Source organism: Kluyvera chengduensis (assembly GCF_044197065.1).
In the GTDB taxonomy this organism is placed as follows: domain Bacteria; phylum Pseudomonadota; class Gammaproteobacteria; order Enterobacterales; family Enterobacteriaceae; genus Kluyvera; species Kluyvera ascorbata_C.
Genome location: NZ_JBIQOI010000001.1, coordinates 365,188 through 384,267, shown reverse-complemented (window position 1 = coordinate 384,267; position 19,080 = coordinate 365,188). Strand labels below are relative to the sequence as shown.

Here is a 19,080-nt window from a genome sequence, read left to right as displayed (position 1 = left end):
CCTGCCTGATGGCGCTGCGCTTATCAGGTCTACGGGTCGTAAGCCAATCGCATCGGCTACTGCTCCGGCAACGTGTAAGGATACGCCTTGCGATACTGCAACGGCGTTTTCCCCATATTTTTGCGAAAACAGGTAATAAACCACGCATACTCGGTAAAGCCGACCCTTTCAGCAATCTCCCGTACCGAATGCTGTGAGTGCAGCAACAGCTCGCAGGCCTGGCGAATACGCCGCATCATCAAATACTCCTGAATGGTCCCACCGGTTTCATCATGAAACCGCCGTGAGGTATGCCCGCGCGAACAGCCCATCACAGCGGCAATCTCCTCTAACGAGCAGCGCTCATGATAATGGTTCTCCAGCCAGCGGATAATCGTCGACGAGAAGGTGTTATGCCCCACCGCCTGCTCTTGCTGCGGCAGCAGGCTAATCAGCTGCATAATCAACAACGCGCTGTCGCTGGTACTCCAGCTCTCTTCGTGCGTTAAGGTTTCAAAGCGCTGTAACAGCGTTTCAATCACCGGTTGCAGATCGCCAACGTCAAACACCCTCGCCTTTTCGCCGCGCCCACAAAGATGGCGTAACAGCATCTGCTGACGGGGAAAATCCCGCAGCCAGGGTTCAATCAACGACGGGTTAAAATGCAGCGTGGTACGGTGATAAAGGTTGCGCTCGCTCTGCTCGACGTAGACCTTGTGCAGCTTACCCGGCGGGAAAATAAACAGTCGCCCCGGCTTCACCGTATATTGCTGATGCTCCATCAGTGCGATACCCACGCCCCGTGAAACGGTAAGGATCTCCGCACATTGGTGCCAGTGGTAATAGTTGGCGGGAAGATTCTGCATCCGGTTGAAATAGATAGATTTATCGTTGAGATGAATCTGTTCGAGATAGGTAGTGTCTTCCGTTGGTTGTGAATGTGCCACAGCGCCAGCCCCGCAGGTTAATAAACTTAAACTTTCATCATCGGAATAAAACTTTTGCGCCAAATTACGCCATAAAATTATTTTTAATTACCCTTCATGCTTAAAAGTAAGAGCACTATCACATTTGCCAACCGCGCCAAATTCCTATTATTCGTCCGCCATCAACAAACTGAAACGGGATTTCATCATGCGGACGAGACAAGAATACAGCGCGTTAGTCGAGGGTTGGATAGCAGCGGCGGTGCCCCGTTTATCGGCAGACTGCACGCGGCTTCACGCGGGCGATACCGCCGCGCAGTACCCGGACGACGTCGCCGGAATGGAGGGTTTTGTTCGTCTGATGTGGGGCCTGTTTCCGCTGGTGAGCGGCGGTACCGTGCCGGCATGGCACGACGCGTTCGTCACTGGCGTGCGCAACGGCAGCAACCCTCAGCACCCAGGCTACTGGGGCGATGTCGGCGACAACGACCAGCGCTGCGTGGAAATGGCGGCCTTTGGCCTCGGCCTGGCGCTGCCCAACGGTAAGCTGTGGTCGTCGCTCTCGACCGAAGAGCAGGATAATCTCTCCCGTTGGCTCAGCCAGAGTGCAGACGTTACGGTGCCGGACAACAACTGGCACTTCTTCCCGGTGCTTATCCAACTGGGGCTGAAGTGCGTCGGACGCCCCTACGACATGGCAGTCATCAACCGTCATCTCGATGCCATTGAGCCCTTCTGGCTCGGCAACGGCTGGTACAGCGACGGCGCAGGCAAGCCGCGCGATTATTACATCTCCAGCGCCTTCCATTTTTATGGCCTGATCTACAGCCACTTTATGCAGGACGTTGACCCGGAACGCTGCCTGCGCTATCGCCAACGCGCCCAGCAGTTCGCCAAAGATTACGCCTATTATTTTGCCGCTAACGGCGAAGGTATTCCGTTTGGCCGCAGCCTGACCTATCGCTTTGTGCAGGTCGCGTTCTGGAGCGCGGCCGCCTTTACCGAACTGGAGGTCTTTACCCCGGGCGTGGTAAAGGGGCTGATTCTGCGCCATCTTGAAAGCTGGCTCGACAAACCGTTTATCGGCGCCGATGGCCTGTTCACCATTGGCTACAGCTACCCAAACCTGATTATGGCCGAGGACTACAACAGCCCCGGCTCCCCCTACTGGGCGCTGAAAGCGATGCTGATTCTGGCGCTGCCGGAAGAGAGCGCCTTCTGGCAGGCTGCCTGCGAACCACTGCCATCGTTGGATGCGATTCACCCGATTCCCGAAGCCGGGCAAATCATCGTCCATAGCGATAAGCAGAAACACGCGTGGATGCTGATGTCCGGTCAGTTCGACAAAAACAACTTCGTCAACTTCGAGCAAAAGTACTGCAAATTCGCCTACTCCAGTCAGTTTGGTTTTACCCTGGAGCGTGGGCGCTACGGCCTTAGCCATGCGGCGGTAGACTCCATGCTGCTGTTCAGCAACGGCGATGACTACTATCGCGGCCGCCGCGAGTGCGACAGCGCAGGAGTGACGGATGATTGGGTACGCAGCGAATGGCGTCCGTGGGCCGACGTGACCGTCAGCACCTGGCTGGTTGCGCTGCCGGAAGGCCACGTGCGCGTACACCGCGTAAACACGCCGCGAACGCTGGAATGCGTTGAGGGCGGGTTTGCCGCTAACCGCCACCAGCAAACGCACCAGACCATTACCGCCAACGGCGTCACCCTTGAAACTACGCACCACTACAGCCGGGTGGTGAGCCTGACCAACGCCCGTCAACCGTTCACCGTCACCACGCCGCCGAACAGCAATTTGCTGTACGCCGCACCGGCCACTATCCCCTGCCTTCGCACGCAGCTTAGCGCCGGAACCCACTGGCTTGCCTGCTACGTCAGCGCCGACCCGGGCGCGGTGCGTGCGCTGCCGGATGCCTTACATTTTGATGTTACGACACAGCAGTTAACCGTGAACGACCTGACGCTCACCATAAAATAACCCTGACCTCTGGATAACGGCGGAGACCGCAATGACCACGATGATTCAGTCGACACGTTCGGCGTATATAAAACTCAGTCTCTTTGTTTTTCTGTTTACCTTTACCTGGGCGGCAAGCTTCGGCCTGTACGCCATCTGGCTTGGCGATAAAGCGGGGCTCGATGCCGTGGATATTGGCACCGTCTTCGCGGTGAACGGCGTGTTCGCGGTGGTGATTAAGCCGGTATACGGCTACATCATGGACAAAATCGGCATGAAGAAGCACCTGCTCTATTTTGTCTGTATCGTCTCGGCGCTGATGGCACCGTTCTATATCTGGATCTACCTGCCGTTGCTGCAAAGCCATTTCATCATCGGCATGATTGTCGGCGCACTGTTCTTTAGCCTGGGCTGGTACGCGGGCGTGGCGGCGGAAGAGTCCTACGTCGACCGCTTCAGCCGTCTGTACAACATGGAGTTTGGCCGTATCCGCATGTGGGCGGCGCTCGGCTGGGCAACCGCTTCCTCCTTCTCCGGCTTCCTCTATAACATTTCGCCCAAAATCAACTTCGCCATCAGTAGCGTCTCGGCGCTGTGCATGTTCGCGGTGCTGCTGACGCTTAAGGTGGACCATTTCGGCAAAGAAGAAAATAACGTCTTATCGAAAGAAAAAATCGTGATTACCGACGTGCTGAACCTGCTGAAAAACCGCAAGTTCTGGATGTTTTCGCTCTACATCGCGGGCGTGGCCTGGATGATGTTTATCGCCGAGCAGCAATTCTCACGCTACTTCGTCACCTTCTTCTCTACCAAAGAGGAAGGCAACGCAATGTTCGGTTATATGAGCACCGCACAGTCCGCCGCTGAATTCTTCGGCATGATGCTGGTACCGGCGATTATCAACCGCATCGGTGCCAAGCAGGGCATGCTGCTCACCGGGTTGGTTATCAGCCTGCGCCTGATTATCTCCGGCCTGACCAACGACCCGCTGATTATTTGCCTCGTCAAACCGCTCTACGGCATTGAGATCGCCCTGATTCTGGTATCGGTCTTCAAATATATTGCCGAGCATTTCGACAAACGCGTTAACGCCACCATGTACCTGCTGGGCTACCAGGCGATGATCTACGTCGGTTCTATCGTCGTCGCGCCACCGGCGGGTTATGCCTATCAAACCATCGGCTTTGAGCACACCTATCTCATCATGGGCATTATCGCCCTGGTGTTCACCGGCGTCTCAGCCCTCACCTTATCGACCTGCTGCAGCCACAAAAAGCGCGCTGTAGAACAGGAAATCAAGCAGCAAGCGCTAAATTAAAACGGGAATATGCCAGCATGATGTCTGAACAGATCAGAAAAGAACCGCTCGCCTCACATACCCTGAAACCGGGCGAACGTGAAGAGATTAGCCGTAAAATTCGCGGGGCGATGCCCGCGCTGCTGAAGGCTATTGATGATAACGCCGACTATTTTGGCACGCGCTTCCCGGATGCGGCCTGTAAAAACGGCGTCTATCCGATTATTGATAACGTCGAATGGACCACCAGCTTCTGGACCGGACAGCTGTGGCTGGCCTATGAGTGGACAGGGCTTGAGCGCTATCGCACGCTGGCGGAGCAGCATATTCACTCCTTCGGCCAGCGGATTATTAACCGCGACCACACTAACCATCACGATCTGGGCTTCCTTTATAGCCTCTCCTGCGTGGCGGGCGAGCGTCTGACCGGCAACCGCGAGGCGGGCTACATCGCCCTGCTCGCCGCCGAGGCGCTGATGGAACGCTACAACGAGAAGGCCGGGATCATTCAGGCATGGGGCGAACTGAATAACCCAGAGCAACAGGGCCGCATGATAATTGACTGCAACATGAACCTGCCGCTGCTGTATGAAGCCAGCGCGGCCAGCGGCGACCCGCGCTACGCCGAGGCGGCCAAGCAGCATATTGAGCGGGCGCGTCGCCATATCGTGCGTGAAGACGGCTCGACCTTCCATACCTGGTATATGGATGTAGAAACCGGCGAACCGCGCTTTGGCAACACCCATCAGGGCTTCTCCGACGATTCGTGCTGGGCGCGCGGCCAGGCATGGGGCGTGTACGGTTTCCTGCTGAACTACCTGCACACCGGGGATGAGCGGCTGCTGACGCTGAGCCAGACGCTGGCGAATTACTACCTGAATCGGCTGCCGGAGGATCTCATCTGCTATTGGGATCTGGCGCTGACCGATCCTGCCAGCGAGCGCGACAGTTCAGCGGCGGCGATTGTAGCCGGCGCCCTGCTGGAGCTGGTTAAGCATCTGCCCGCTACCCATCCGGATCGTGAGAGCTATGAAACGCTGGCGCTGCGGATGATTGGCAATATGCTAGACGGTTACGTTAACCGCGAGCATACGCCGGGCCAGGGTCTGCTTAAGCATTCGGTCTATTACTTCAAGGGGGGGATTGGCGTGGACGAGTGCTGTAGCTGGGGGGATTACTTCCTGATGGAAGCGATGGTGCGAGCGACGCAGAACTGGCAGAGCTACTGGTGAGAAAAGGCCCGATGGCGTTGCGCCTATCGGGCCTGCAACTCCCGGGGTCGCTGCGCTCGCCCGGGCTACCCTGGTATGTAGCCCGGCCAAGCGAAGCGCCGCCGGGGTTAGCACAGCCTTAGAAGCGGTAATCCACCGCCATAAAGTAGCGGCGTCCATCTTCGTTATAGCTGTAATCATCACGCTTCAGGTCTTTATCCCCAACGTTAAGCACGCCCGCGCGCAGCTTGATGTCTTTGGTCGCCTGCCATGCCCCGCCGATATCCCAGGTGGTATAGCCGCCCGGTGTTTTCGAGGTTGCCGTAGTAGCCCGCTGCTTACCGGTATAGCTTCCCGCCAGATAGAACGTCCAGTCCTGAATCGGGTTCCAGTCTACACGTCCGTTACCGGTATGGAACGGCAGCTCCTGCAGCGGTTTGTCACCGCCGTTGCTCAGGTCTCGACCGTCGTTGTAGGTATAATTCAGCGTCACCTTCCAGTCGTCACCAAACGGTACCTTTAACTCGGACTCCACGCCGCGGATACGCGCTTTGTTTACGTTGTAGTAGGCAAACACCGGTACGCCGTTATCAAATCCAACGAAGTTCGGGTAACCCGGCGCAGCATTCTTATCGCGCGTACGACTGATGTTAATCATGTCGTCGATATCATTCTGGAAGGTGGTGACGTTGGCCTGCACGCCTTCCAGCCAACCCTCTTCGCCCTGATAGTAAAGACCGACTTCGAAGCTCTCGCTGGTTTCCGGCTTCAGATCCGGGCTACCGACAATACGGCAGCCGCCACGGCAGGAATTGGTGGCCCAGTCAGGGCTCAGTTGCAGCAGAGAAGGGGCTTTAAACGCCGTAGCCCAGCCCCCTTTCACCGTCACGGTGTCGGTCGCGTTATAGACCAGATACGCACGCGGGCTCCAGTGATCGCCATAGGTCTGGTGATCGTCCATACGGATACCGGTAGTCAGCGCCAGCGGCTCGAAGATACGCCATTCATCTTCGAGGAACAGCGCATACTGGCTGGCTGAAGTTTCGCTGCTGGTGCCGCGCGTCAGGTTAATCGGGTCGCTCAGCTTGTCGTGGCGCCATTCACCACCAAAGGTCACCAGTTGGTTAATCACCCCCAGCGGCAGCACGTATTTTCCGTCGATGGTGTTGCTTTCCGAGGTGATTTCATTGGCATTGCCAGGGTTCTTGTTCACCACCTTTTCGCCATAGTATTTCAGCTCGCTGTTACCCAGTTCCCAGCGGCCGTTATGGCTTAACGAGTAGTTCTGACGTTCAACGCGGTTACGGTCGAGCGAATCGGAGTCGCGGTCCTGGCGGTCGAAGCCATAGCCTGCGGTAATGTCGTTGCTTTCGTTCGGTGTCCAGGCGAACTCGACGTTCGCATCGCGGCTGGTGAAGCCTTCAATGCGCGGAGTCTCACCGGTTGCGCTGGTGCTGGAAGCCTGCTGGTCGTCCTTCTCACGTTTTGCGAGACTACCAAAGGCTTTCATGCCAAGCACGCCGTCCACCAGCGGACCTGAGGTGTAGAACTGACCGTTCCAGGTGTCCCCACGGTCGCGGTGTTCTTGAATGGTGGTATCGGCTGTGACGGTCCCCGTCCATTTGGCGCCAATCTTTTTGGTGATGATGTTGACCACGCCGCCCAGCGCATCGGAACCGTACAGCGAAGACATCGGCCCGCGGACCACTTCAATGCGCTCGATGGCGTCTACCGGGATCCAGTTGAGGTCGAAATCATTGTGGCGGAAGACGACGTTACGCGAGTTGACGCGCTTACCGTCGATCAGAATCAGGGTATAGCTGCTGTCCAGGCCGCGAATACTCACGCCCTGACGGTTATCCCCTTCGTTGGTGAGCTGGACACCCGGGACTTCTTTCAGCACATCTTTCAGGTTCTGCACCGGTTTGCGCTGCAAGTCTTCCTGGGTGATCACGCTGATACTGGCGGGGGCATCCTTGACGCTTTGCTCGGTAGCCGCGGCCGTCACGACCATCACGTCTTTATCATCGGCAGCGCTGACCGGCAGCGCAAGGGACATAACGGACGCACAAAGCCCGCCCCGAACCAAGGGGTTTAACCTGAACATTTCCAATCTCCATGAGGTGAATACTGAATTAAAACAAAGGGGTCTTACTCACAACACTGCTGCAATGCCGCTGACCGGCGGCCTGTTGTTTTATGCAGATGTGGCTGGTCCCTCCAGGTTTTTCCCTCAGGAGTGGAAGTGGCTTCATCCATTTATATGGGGCGTGATAATAAACGTAATGATAATGATTATCAATTCAGTTTATTTAAAGTTATGTCAAGAAGTAACTATTTACGTCTATTTCATAGGCGGCAGGCATAAAAAAACCTCTCCGAAGAGAGGTTTTTCACATTTAACCGAACGGCTAATTATTTCTTAAAGCGTTCCGGGAAGTGCATTTCGCTATAGCTCACGAAGTGCGTACCGCGGGTCAGCTTATAGCCGAACCAGATAACCAGGAACAGCGGGATACCGATATAGGTTGCCGCTACGCCGCCCCAGTCGATGGTATCGGCCAGGAAGGCTTCGTAGTTCTGGCCCAGGGTAATGATCAGGCACAGTACGAAGGCGAAGATTGGCCCCAGCGGGAAGAACCCGGAACGGTACGGCAGGTTGTTCAGGTCATGACCCTGCAACACGTAGCCGCGACGGAAGCGATAATGGCTAATCGCAATCCCCAGCCAGGCGATAAAGCCGGTCATCCCGGAGGTGTTCAGCAGCCACAGGTAAACGGTCTGGTTGCCAAACATAGAGGTCAGGAAGCACAGGCCTGCAATCACGGTTGTTGCATACAGCGCGTTACGCGGTACGCCGCCACGAGACAGCTTCGAGAAGATGCGCGGCGCTTTGCCGTCGCAGGCCAGGGTGTAGAGCATACGGGTGGAAGCGTACATCCCGGAGTTACCCGCCGACAGCACCGCCGTCAGGATAACCGCGTTCATAATCGCCGCCGCAGAGAGCAGACCCGCGTGTTCAAACACCAACGTGAACGGGCTGACGGAGATATCTTTCACGTCGTTACGCAGCAGGCTTGGGTCGGTGTAAGGAATGATCAGACTGATAATCAGGATCGCGAACACATAGAACAGCAGGATACGCCAGAACACCTGACGAACCGCACGTGGAATGTTCTTCTCGGGATCTTCAGATTCGCCCGCCGCAATACCGATAAGCTCGGTACCCTGGAAGGAGAAGCCGACGATCATCGCCACGCCAATCATCGCCGATAACCCACCGGCAAACGGCGCGTCGCCGGTTGTCCAGTTGCTCCAGCCCACAGGCTGTGCACCTTTGAAGATGCCGAGGATCATCATGATGCCGACGATAATAAAGATGATAACGGTCGCCACTTTGATGAGCGAGAACCAGTATTCCGCTTCGCCGAAGCCTTTCACCGAGATGTAGTTCAGCAGGAAGATAACGCACAGGAACAGCGCGCTCCAGATCCAGCCTGGAGTATCCGGGAACCACCAGCTCATCACCAGCTGTGCGGCCACCAGGTCAACGGCGATCGTTACCGCCCAGTTGTACCAGTAGTTCCAGCCCAGCGCGAAGCCGAAGCCCTCTTCCACATAGTTCTGACCATAGGTGGCAAAAGAACCGGATACCGGCATATAGGCTGCCAGTTCGCCAAGACTGGTCATCAGGAAGTACACCATCAGGCCAATCAGAATATAGGAAAACAGCGCGCCGCCCGGGCCCGCTTGAGAAATGGTTGCGCCGGACGCAACAAACAGGCCAGTACCGATGGAACCGCCAATGGCGATCATCGTCAGGTGACGCGCCTTGAGTTCGCGACGTAACGCGGGCGCTTGTGTGGTTTTTGTTTCGGAACCCATGTGAAAATGCTATCCATCCAAAAAATGAGGCGCGATTGTAACAGACGATTCCGGCATATCACGGTAGAAATGCGCAGTTATAAGAGAGCTTCATGATCGCTCTCTTATTATAAGTAAAGCATCCGATGGCGATTTTAGATATCGCAGTAGCGCAGAAAACGCTTGAGGGCGTTGGAGAGGTGTTTTTGCCGATGATGGATGCGCCACAGCGTGCGGCTAAGCGTCGGCAGCGGGATGGCCACTTCCACCAGCGTTCCAGCTTCAAGCTGTTCAGCAATCACCCGCCGCGACAGGCAGCTAATGCCGAGGTCGTGGCGCACCGCGTGTTTGATGGCTTCAGAGTTACCCAATTCCATGCCCATCTGGAACTGCGGCAGATGCGAAAGCAGCAGGTAATCGACAATTTCCCGGGTGCCCGATCCTTTCTCACGTAGGATCCACGGCGCCATCGCCAGCTTTTCGAGCGTCACCTCCCCCAGCAGCCAGGCGCTGTTCGGCGCGGAGAACACCACCAGCTCATCATCGAGCCACGGCTCGGCGATAATATCCGCAGAGTGGCATGGGCCTTCAATCAGGCCGATATCGACGCGGAAGTCCGCCACCGCGTTAATCACATCCTGGCTATTTCCCACGCTCAGCTCCAACGGCAGCGCAGGAAAATCCTTGCGGTAGCGGGCGATGATGCCCGGCAGAATATAGTTGCCGATGGTGCTACTGGCGTAGACGCGAATCGCCCCGTTATCTTCACGGAACAGCTGTTCTATCTCTCCGGCCTGTTCCAGCAGCGCCAGCGCGCGCGGGTACAGCAGGCGGCCGTGCTCGTTGACCACCAAACGTTTGCCGACGCGATCAAAAAGCTGTACGCCAAGCTGCCCTTCGAGATCGGTCAGCGCCGCGCTCACCGCCGACTGCGACAGCGCCAGCATCTGTGATGCCTGAGTCGTTGAGCCACTTTTCAGTACCTCTGCAAAAACTTCTAACTGCCGCAGCGTGATATGCATAGTGCTTCAGCCCGTACGGACCGCCCTTACCAGTTATTACGATTAATTATAAATATATAATCAATTTTATCTTTAAACCAGCGAGGCGTAACCTTTTAGCCAGACAAAGGAGAAGGCTATGACACAGGTCACCTTAGAAACGCATCATCATCGCGGTATCAAACATTTTATCCCAGGGCTCGCGCTTAGCGCCGTGATTACCGGCGCCGCCGTCTGGATCGGCAATATCCCGGCCGTCGCAGGCGTCGGCATGAGTGCTCTGACGCTGGCCATCCTGTTCGGGATGGTGATTGGTAACACGATTTACCCAAAACTCTGGCAGTCCTGCGACGGTGGCGTGCTGTTTGCCAAGCAGCATCTGCTGCGTCTGGGCATCATTCTTTACGGCTTCCGCCTGACCTTCGCTCAGATTGCCGACGTGGGCGTAAGCGGCATCATCATCGACGCCCTGACGCTATGCAGTACCTTTATGATGGCCTGCTGGCTCGGGCAGAAAGTCTTTGGGCTCGATAAACACACCAGTTGGTTGATTGGCGCAGGGAGCAGTATCTGTGGCGCGGCAGCGGTATTGGCGACCGAACCGGTGGTGAAGGCCGAGGCGAGTAAAGTCACCGTCGCGGTAGCAACCGTGGTGATTTTCGGTACTCTGGCTATCTTTATCTACCCAGCGATGTACCCGCTGCTGGCGCACTGGTTTAGCCCTGAGGCTTACGGCATTTACATCGGCTCTACCATGCACGAAGTGGCGCAGGTTGTTGCGGCGGGCCATGCGGTGACGCCAGAAACGGAAAACGCGGCGGTGATTGCCAAAATGCTGCGCGTGATGATGCTGGCTCCGTTCCTGCTGTTTATGGCGGCTCGTGTTAAACAGCTGGCTCCGGCCGGTGCGACCGAGAAAAGTAAAATCACGATCCCATGGTTTGCCATCATGTTCATCGTGGTCACTATCTTCAACTCGTTCCACCTGCTGCCAAACAGCATTGTGCAGATGCTGATTACGCTGGACACCATTCTGCTGGCGATGGCCATGGCGGCGCTGGGTGTGACCACTCACGTTAGCGCACTGAAAAAAGCCGGTGCAAAACCGCTGATGATGGCGCTGGTGCTGTTCATCTGGCTGATTGTTGGCGGCGGTGCGATTAACTACTTCATCCACAGCGTGATGGCATAATCGACAACGACTAACCCTCCCGAACCCGCTATACTCTCCCCTTTTGAGTATGGCGGGTTTTCCCGTCATATTTCAAGTTGCAGGCGCGTTGGCCGCGCTCGTTCACCCCAGTCACGTACTGAAGTACGCTCCCGGGGATTAATGAGGGACATCCATGTCCCTCACCAGAGGTCAGCCTTTGGCTGGTCAAATTCGTTCCTGACGAATTTGTCTCTCTCTTGCCGCCTTCCTGCAACTCGAACTATTTAGGGAACCAATTATGAAATACATCGGAGCGCACGTCAGCGCCGCGGGCGGCCTGGCAAACGCCGCAATTCGGGCAGCGGAAATCGAAGCCACCGCCTTCGCCCTGTTCACCAAAAATCAGCGCCAGTGGCGCGCCGCGCCGCTCACCACCGAGATTATCGACGACTTCAAAGCCGCCTGTGAAAAGTATCACTACACCCCGGCACAAATTCTTCCTCACGACAGCTACTTGATTAATCTCGGTCATCCGGTAGAAGAAGCGCTGGAGAAATCCCGTGAAGCCTTTATCGACGAGCTGACGCGCTGTCAGCAGTTGGGGCTGACGTTGCTGAACTTCCACCCGGGTAGCCATCTGCTGCAAATCGACGAAGACAAATGCCTGGCGCGTATTGCCGAGTCCATCAACATTGCGCTCACCCAGACCGAGGGCGTGACGGCGGTGATCGAGAATACCGCTGGTCAGGGCAGCAACCTCGGCTTTAAGTTCGAGCATCTGGCAGCCATCATTGATGGCGTGGAAGATAAGTCCCGCGTTGGCGTGTGCATCGATACCTGTCACGCTTTCGCCGCGGGCTATGACCTGCGCACCACCGAAGCCTGTGCAGACACCTTCGCGGAATTCGAACGCATTGTCGGCTTCCAGTATCTGCGCGGAATGCACCTGAACGACGCCAAAAGCGAGTTCGGTAGCCGCGTTGACCGCCACCACAGCCTGGGCGAAGGCAATATTGGGCACGATGCGTTCCGCTTTATCATGCAGGACAACCGTTTTGACGGTATCCCGCTGGTGCTGGAAACCATTAACCCGGATATCTGGGCGGAAGAGATTGCGTGGCTGAAAGCGCAGCAGACCGAGACCACCACCGCTTAATTGCCCGGTGGCGCTGCGCTTACCGGGCCTACGGGTTCGGGTAGACATAATAAGGCGCAGCCGCCATCAGACATAAAAAAGGGCCGAATCATCGGCCCTTTTTTACGTTTGTACCTGGATTACGCTTTCGCGACAACCCCAGCTTCCGGGCGTTTCAACACCGCGTAAGAGAGGCCAGCCACCAGCGTACCAACGATGATCGCAATCAGATAACCCAGCACCGGCGTAATCGCGCCAGGGATCAGCAGGACGAACAGGCCGCCGTGCGGTGCCATCAGCTTCGCGCCTACCGCCATCGAGATAGCGCCAGTTACCGCGCCGCCAACGATACAGCAAGGCAGAACGCGCATCGGGTCACGAGCCGCGAACGGAATCGCCCCTTCAGAGATAAAGCACAGGCCCAGAACCAGCGCCGCTTTGCCCCCTTCACGTTGACCCTGATCGAATTTCTTACGTGCAATCAGCGTGGCGATCCCCATTGCCAGCGGTGGCACCATACCGGCAGCCATAATGGCAGCCATCGGTGCGTAAGTCTGGGTACTCAGCAGGCCTACACCGAATGCGTATGCCGCTTTGTTCACCGGACCACCCATATCGGTACACATCATCGCACCGAGGATAGCGCCCAGCAGGACCGCGTTCGCGGTGCCCATGGTTTGCAGCCAGTGGGTCAGCCAGTTCAGCAGCGCGGCAACCGGGGTACCAATGAGGTAAATCATTGCCAGGCCGACAATCAGGCTGGAGACCAGCGGGATTATCAGAATAGGCTTCAGCGCTTCCATGCTTGGCGGCAGCTTCAGCTTGGTGCTGATGAGTTTTGCCACGTAACCGGCCAGGAAGCCCGCGATGATACCACCGATAAAGCCGGAACCGCCGCTCACCGCCAGCATACCGCCGATAAGACCTGGGGTCAGACCCGGACGGTCAGCGATGGAGAAGGCGATAAAACCGGCCAGCACCGGCACCATCAGCGCGAAGGCGGAACCACCGCCAATCTGCATCAGCGCCGCAGCCAGCGTGCCTTTGACTTCAAAGGCTTTAATACCGAAGGCAAATGACAGCGCGATACACAGACCGCCCGCCACGACCATTGGCAGCATGTAAGAAACGCCGGTTAACAGGTGACGATATGCCCCGCCACCGCTCTCTTTCTTCCCGGCATCCGCCGGAGATTTTGTCTGGCCGGAAGGTTGATACGGCTTCGCTTCAACCATAGCTTTATCCAGCTCTTGCGCCGTTTTCTTCAACGCCAGGCCGGTGGTGGTGCGATACATTGGCTTACCGGCGAATTTCGCCAGATCCACTTCAATATCCGCCGCCACGATAACCAGGTCAGCCGCTTCGACTTCTTCTGGGGTGATAGCGTTACCGGCGCCCACGGAACCACGGGTTTCAACCTTCACCCACAGACCGCGTTTTTTGGCTTCGGTTTCAATCGCTTCGGCCGCCATAAAGGTATGCGCCACGCCGGTTGGGCAAGCGGTGACCGCTACGATACGTTTTACCGCACCTTTCGCGGTTGGTTCAGCCTGCGCCGGAGCCTCGTAAGGCAGGGCGTGAGATTTGGCTTCGCTCAGGAACAGCTCCGGGTGGGAAACTGCGCGGTTGATATCGCCAAGGTAAACCTGTTTGCCCGCCAGCGCGGTATCGGACGGTAAAGCGGAGCCCAGCACGATGGCCAGTTCAGCATCGTTCGGGTTATCAATTAACTCCAGGCGCGCTTTCTGCGCCGCCGCGCCCAGCAGGGTCTTCGCCATATAAGCGCGAGCCTGTCCAAGTTTGGCATCGATAATCAGCAGCGTTTTCATACGCCTCTCCCCTGCTGTTAGTTAAAAGGTTTCAGGTCGACGCGCGCCATCATCGCGGCCAACTGGGTACGATCGGTGATGCCGACGTTGCTCTGGCTGACCGCCAGCGCGGCAACGGCAGTCGCCAGGCGCAGGGTATGTTCGCTGGACTCACGCATCAGCAGGCCATAAATCAGACCGCCAACCATGGAATCCCCAGCCCCTACCGTGCTCACCACTTCCACTGACGGCGGCTTGGCAATCCACTCGCCGGAGGCGTTAACCCACAGCGCGCCTTCCGCACCCAGTGAAATCACCACATGGGCAATGCCCTGCTCGCGCAGCGCATGAGCCGCTTCAATCACATCTTTCATCTCAGGCAGCTTACGGCCAGCCCAGATTTCCAGCTCGCGACGGTTTGGCTTCACCAGCCATGGCGCCGCTTTCAGACCTGCAACCAGCGCTTCGCGGCTGCTGTCGAAAATAATGCACGGACACTGGCTGCGCAGACGCGTCATCCAGTCGGTGAACGCTTCCGGGCTAACGCCTGCTGGCAGACTACCACTCACGCACACCATGTCGAACTGGCCAAGCCAGGTCAGGGAATCGTTAACAAAGCGTTCCCAGTCAGACGCGGTAACGTCGAAGCCGGAAAAGTTAAAATCGGTGACTTCGCCGTCTTTCTCGGTCAGCTTGACGTTAATACGGGTACGGCCCTGTACGACCTGGAAACGGTTAGCAATGCCCAGCTCGCTGAACAACTGCTGAAAACCATCCTGGTTGTCTTTACCGAGGAAACCGCCAACGGTGACGTCGATACCAAGATCTTTCAGCACCTTCGCAACGTTAATGCCTTTACCCGCGGCATGCAGACCGGTGGTACGCACCAGGTTAACTTCTCCACGCTCGATTTCTGGCGTGAACCCTACCAAATCATAGGCCGGGTTTAAGGTAATAGTGGCTACTCTTCTGCTCATTTATGCGCCCTCCCCGAGGCCTGAAGCAATGGCTTCGCCAATAGCGTCCAGCGCCTGACGAGCATCATCACCCTGTGCCGTAAAGCGCAGACGATGACCTTTTTTAACGCCCAGCGCGACAACCTTCATCAGGCTACGTCCGTTGGCTGGTTTACCGCTGCCGTCAAGATTGGTTACGGTAATGTCACTGCTAAACTGTTTGATGGTATTCACCAGCACGGTGCCCGGACGGGCGTGCAGGCCATGTTCGTTACGGACGACAAACTCTTCGCTCAGCAGGTCGTCGGCCAGCGCGTCATCGCTGGTCAGCAGCGCCAACAGCGTAGCGGCATCAGCATTCAGCAGACGTTCAGCTTTGTTGTCCAGCAGCAGGTTAACCAGACGGTTAAGCACCGCGGTCGGCTGAGCATCGGCCATCGCGACGGTAATCAGCACGGAGGCAGCAGCATCGCCAACGGTAAATGGCGTCGCCGCACGGCTCACCGCAATGGCGCTACGCAGGTTGCCTTCCGCGCTGTCGTTCAGCCAGATACCCTGACCCAGATTCAGCGGTTGATCGTTAATCACGCGCGCCACAAAGTTAGCGTCTACCGCACCGGCTTCTTTCAGACGCGCGGCGTTCAGCGCCTGCAGCGTTACAAGATCGCTGGCGGCAACGTCAAGCGAGAGCGTGTCGTTATCAAGTTTCAGCGCTTCGCTTTGTTTTTCACCCATCAACAGCGCACGCAGCTCTTCAGCGGTAGTTGCGGTTTTCAGCTGTTCAGCCACCGCGTCATCGCTCAGGACGTGCGTCAGCTGACGCAGCAGGCCGAGATGTTCGTCGGAGCTGGCGGCAATACCGATGGCGACATACGCCGTCTGGCCTTCACCCCAGGTGACGCCCTGTGGAAATTGGTAAACCTGAACACCGGTCTTCAGCACCTGATCGCGGGTATCAGTGGTGCCGTGCGGAATCGCAATGCCGTTGCCAAGGAAAGTGGAGGTTTGTTGCTCACGCGCCAGCATACCGGCAACGTAACCATCAGCGACGTTGCCTGCGCTGACGAGCGCTGCAGCAACCTGCCGAATAGCCTCTTCTTTATTCGCGGCCTGCTGGCCGGGATGAATATCCTGAACAGTTAACTGGAACATGGTTCCCCTCGCTCGCTGAATTGAATCGATTCAGCTTTTGTGAGAAAAAATCGCCGTACTTAGCGGGTTAGGTGCTGAAGACGACGCTGAAACGTTTCAATAATTTTGTGCCTTTCTTAATCAGCCTGCAAGTTTTGCTGACAAATTGATTGCATAAATTAGATCTACAGCACATTTCATTATCATTCTCGCCACATTTGCTGAAGCGCCCGTACGGTCTCATCAGCCACTTCAGCTAGACGTAAGCCAGATTTTTGAAATGGCCTTTTATTTTTTCGTGCCGAATTTGATTTAGGTTACTGTTCATTTTCTGAGTCGCGTCGTAAACTCCCCGCCTCTCCTTATGTGACCGATAAAACAACATGCAAAACAGTACCGCCGCCGCCCCACGGCGATCGTTTGATTTCACCTCGTCGTCTTTTCTGATTGTGGCATTTTTAACCGGTATTGCCGGTGCGCTACAGACCCCTACATTGAGTCTGTTCCTGAGTAATGAAGTACACGTTCGCCCGGCAATGGTAGGCTTCTTTTTCACCGGCAGCGCGGTTATTGGCATTCTCGTCAGCCAGTTTCTGGCAAGCTACTCGGATAAACGCGGCGACCGTAAAAATCTGATCGTTGGCTGCTGTCTGCTTGGCGTGTTCGCCTGCGTGCTGTTTGCCTGGAACCGTAACTACTTTATTCTGCTGTTTGTCGGCGTCTTCCTGAGCAGCTTTGGCTCAACGGCAAACCCGCAAATGTTCGCCCTTGCCCGCGAGCACGCCGATAAAACCGGCCGTGAAGCGGTGATGTTCAGTTCGATTATGCGTGCGCAGGTTTCGCTGGCATGGGTGATTGGCCCACCGCTGGCTTACGCCCTGGCGATGGGCTTCAGCTTTACGGTGATGTATCTCAGTGCTGCGGTCGCGTTTGTGGTGTGCGGTGCAATGGTCTGGCTATTCTTGCCTACCATGCGTAAAGAGAAAGCGGTCACCAGCGGTTCGATTCAGGCTCCGCGTACCAACCGCAAAGACGCCCTGCTGCTGTTCGTTATCTGCACGCTGATGTGGGGCACCAACAGCCTCTATATCATTAATATGCCGCTCTACATCATCAATGAACTGCACCTGCCGGAGAAACTGGCCGGGGTGATGATGGGCACGGCTGCCGGGCTTGAGATCCCAACCATGCTCATTGCGGGCTATTTTGCTAAACGGTTGGGGAAACGCTTTCTGATGCGTCTGGCGGCCGTCGCCGGGCTATGCTTCTATATAGGCATGCTGACCTTCAACAGCCCAACGTTACTGCTTGCGATGCAGCTGCTGAACGCCATCTATATCGGTATTCTCGGTGGGATTGGAATGCTTTACTTCCAGGATCTGATGCCCGGCCAGGCAGGTTCAGCAACCACGTTGTACGCCAACACCTCGCGCGTTGGCTGGATTATCGCCGGTTCACTGGCAGGCGTGGTAGCCGAAATCTGGAACTACCACACCGTGTTCTGGATTGCGCTGGTGCTTTGCGTCGCGACCCTCGGCTGTCTGGTACGCATTAAAGACGTTTAGGGCGCGGTCAGCGCTTCAAGGTTCAGCAAATAGGTCATCGCCGCGTCTCGGTTTACCCCGCACATTTCCCGTGCGGGCTGTAGCCCGGCGCACACTTTAGGGCGCAGCGGTGAACCAAAGATTTTACAGCGCTGACGTTCGTCAAGCTGTACGCAGGGCGTGTTCGCCGGTTTGCCATTGGGCATGCCGGGAATTGGGCTAGAAATTGAAGGTGCAGTGCAGCAAGCCCCGCAGTCCGGACGACATTCCATCGCGGGTTCTCAGTTGTGTTGATAGGTGATTGCGCGCACAGTACCACCTTTTGAGCAAGCATAGCAAAAGCCTTTAAATCCTCTTGCCTGAAACGCCCGGCACGAGTACTTTTACGCGATATTTTTGACACCCTAGTTCACAGGATAATTGCAATGCCAAGAGCGAACGAAATTAAAAAAGGTATGGTGCTGAATTACAACGGCAAGCTGCTGATTGTAAAAAACATTGATATTCAGTCACCGAGCGCCCGTGGCGCGGCAACGCTGTACAAAATGCGCTTCTCCGACGTCAGCACCGGTCTGAAAGTTGAAGAACGTTTTAAAGGCGACGACATGGTCGATACCGTGACCCTGAATCGCCGCTTCGTTGACTTCTCCTACATCGACGGCAACGAATACGTGTTCATGGATAAAGAAGATTACACCCCGTACATCTTCACCCACGACCAGATTGCTGAAGAGCTGCAGTTCATTCCTGAAGGCGGTATGCCGGAAATGCAGGTTCTGCTGTGGGACGGCCGCGTTCTGGCACTGGAACTGCCGCAAACCGTTGACCTGGAAATCGTGGAAACGGCCCCTGGTATCAAAGGTGCATCTGCAAGCTCCCGTACTAAGCCAGCGACGCTGACTACCGGTCTGGTTGTCCAGGTTCCTGAGTACCTGACTACCGGCGAGAAAATCCGCATTCATATCGAAGAAAAACGCTATATGGGCCGTGCAGACTAATCTGCATTAGGCCATGTGCATCGGTCTGCCTGATGGCGCTTCGCTTATCAGGCCTACTCGATAGTGCAAACAAGAAGGGCAGCCGTGTGGCTGCCCTTTTTTTATCTC

15 protein-coding genes are annotated in these 19,080 nt (G+C 56.2%); 7 read left to right on the top strand and 8 right to left on the bottom strand.

Translation table 11 applies throughout. The annotated features are described in order from the left end of the window. Positions 1 to 56: 56 nt before the first annotated feature. The gene (locus ACH1XZ_RS01725) at positions 57 to 926 is read right to left on the bottom strand and encodes a helix-turn-helix domain-containing protein (protein ID WP_395594080.1); all 870 of its coding nucleotides are present in this window, start codon (positions 924 to 926) and stop codon (positions 57 to 59) included. A 187-nt stretch (positions 927 to 1,113) separates the two neighbouring features. On the opposite strand from ACH1XZ_RS01725, the gene ACH1XZ_RS01720 reads away from it, so the two are divergent. From ACH1XZ_RS01720 to ACH1XZ_RS01710, 3 genes are read left to right on the top strand one after another with little or no spacing between them, the layout of a single operon-like run. Then, positions 1,114 to 2,895 (top strand): DUF2264 domain-containing protein, encoded by a 1,782-nt coding sequence (locus ACH1XZ_RS01720; protein WP_395594079.1) that lies wholly within the window; start codon positions 1,114 to 1,116, stop codon positions 2,893 to 2,895. 31 nt (positions 2,896 to 2,926) lie between these two features. Further along, positions 2,927 to 4,192: an oligosaccharide MFS transporter gene (locus ACH1XZ_RS01715; protein ID WP_395594078.1), complete on the top strand. Its 1,266-nt coding sequence runs from the start codon at positions 2,927 to 2,929 to the stop codon at positions 4,190 to 4,192. A gap of 20 nt (positions 4,193 to 4,212) precedes the next feature. Beyond that, complete coding sequence (locus tag ACH1XZ_RS01710; protein ID WP_395594675.1) at positions 4,213 to 5,403, top strand: glycoside hydrolase family 88 protein; 1,191 nt, start codon at positions 4,213 to 4,215, stop codon at positions 5,401 to 5,403. A gap of 118 nt (positions 5,404 to 5,521) precedes the next feature. Here ACH1XZ_RS01710 and cirA read toward each other — a convergent pair whose 3' ends face one another. The 3 genes from cirA to yieE all read right to left on the bottom strand — a co-directional run bounded on the left by cirA (position 5,522) and on the right by yieE (position 10,268). After that, entirely contained in the window at positions 5,522 to 7,489 is a 1,968-nt protein-coding gene (gene cirA / locus ACH1XZ_RS01705) for a catecholate siderophore receptor CirA (protein ID WP_395594077.1), read from the bottom strand. A 308-nt stretch (positions 7,490 to 7,797) separates the two neighbouring features. Next, on the bottom strand, positions 7,798 to 9,267 hold the full coding sequence (locus tag ACH1XZ_RS01700; RefSeq protein ID WP_395594076.1) for an amino acid permease: 1,470 nt from the start codon (positions 9,265 to 9,267) through the stop codon (positions 7,798 to 7,800). 134 nt (positions 9,268 to 9,401) lie between these two features. Continuing rightward, a complete protein-coding gene (gene yieE / locus ACH1XZ_RS01695) occupies positions 9,402 to 10,268 on the bottom strand; it encodes a DNA-binding transcriptional regulator YeiE (RefSeq protein ID WP_395594075.1) in 867 nt (288 codons plus the stop codon). Between the two features lie 118 nt (positions 10,269 to 10,386). On the opposite strand from yieE, the gene ACH1XZ_RS01690 reads away from it, so the two are divergent. Next, positions 10,387 to 11,439 (top strand): YeiH family protein, encoded by a 1,053-nt coding sequence (locus tag ACH1XZ_RS01690; protein ID WP_395594074.1) that lies wholly within the window; start codon positions 10,387 to 10,389, stop codon positions 11,437 to 11,439. 259 nt (positions 11,440 to 11,698) lie between these two features. Then, positions 11,699 to 12,556, top strand: coding sequence for a deoxyribonuclease IV (gene nfo / locus ACH1XZ_RS01685; protein WP_395594073.1), 858 nt, complete (start codon positions 11,699 to 11,701; stop codon positions 12,554 to 12,556). Between the two features lie 119 nt (positions 12,557 to 12,675). Here nfo and fruA read toward each other — a convergent pair whose 3' ends face one another. The 3 genes from fruA to fruB are packed head-to-tail and all read right to left on the bottom strand — an operon-like array spanning position 12,676 to position 16,451. Further along, complete coding sequence (gene fruA, locus ACH1XZ_RS01680; RefSeq protein ID WP_395594072.1) at positions 12,676 to 14,364, bottom strand: PTS fructose transporter subunit IIBC; 1,689 nt, start codon at positions 14,362 to 14,364, stop codon at positions 12,676 to 12,678. A 17-nt stretch (positions 14,365 to 14,381) separates the two neighbouring features. Then, a complete protein-coding gene (fruK, locus tag ACH1XZ_RS01675) occupies positions 14,382 to 15,320 on the bottom strand; it encodes a 1-phosphofructokinase (RefSeq protein ID WP_035893469.1) in 939 nt (312 codons plus the stop codon). Further along, on the bottom strand, positions 15,321 to 16,451 hold the full coding sequence (gene fruB / locus ACH1XZ_RS01670; RefSeq protein ID WP_395594071.1) for a fused PTS fructose transporter subunit IIA/HPr protein: 1,131 nt from the start codon (positions 16,449 to 16,451) through the stop codon (positions 15,321 to 15,323). It lies immediately after the preceding gene. 362 nt (positions 16,452 to 16,813) lie between these two features. Between fruB and setB the strand changes: the two genes are divergently transcribed. After that, positions 16,814 to 17,995, top strand: coding sequence for a sugar efflux transporter SetB (gene setB, locus ACH1XZ_RS01665; RefSeq protein WP_395594070.1), 1,182 nt, complete (start codon positions 16,814 to 16,816; stop codon positions 17,993 to 17,995). Here the strand turns inward: setB and ACH1XZ_RS01660 are convergent. Next, positions 17,992 to 18,246, bottom strand: a complete 255-nt coding sequence (locus ACH1XZ_RS01660) for a YkgJ family cysteine cluster protein (protein ID WP_395594069.1) — start codon at positions 18,244 to 18,246, stop codon at positions 17,992 to 17,994. The two genes, setB and ACH1XZ_RS01660, sit on opposite strands and share 4 nt — an antisense overlap. A 153-nt stretch (positions 18,247 to 18,399) precedes the next feature. Here ACH1XZ_RS01660 and yeiP point away from each other — a divergent pair, with 153 nt between their 5' ends. Beyond that, a complete protein-coding gene (gene yeiP, locus ACH1XZ_RS01655) occupies positions 18,400 to 18,972 on the top strand; it encodes an elongation factor P-like protein YeiP (protein ID WP_035893477.1) in 573 nt (190 codons plus the stop codon). Positions 18,973 to 19,080 lie beyond the last annotated feature (108 nt).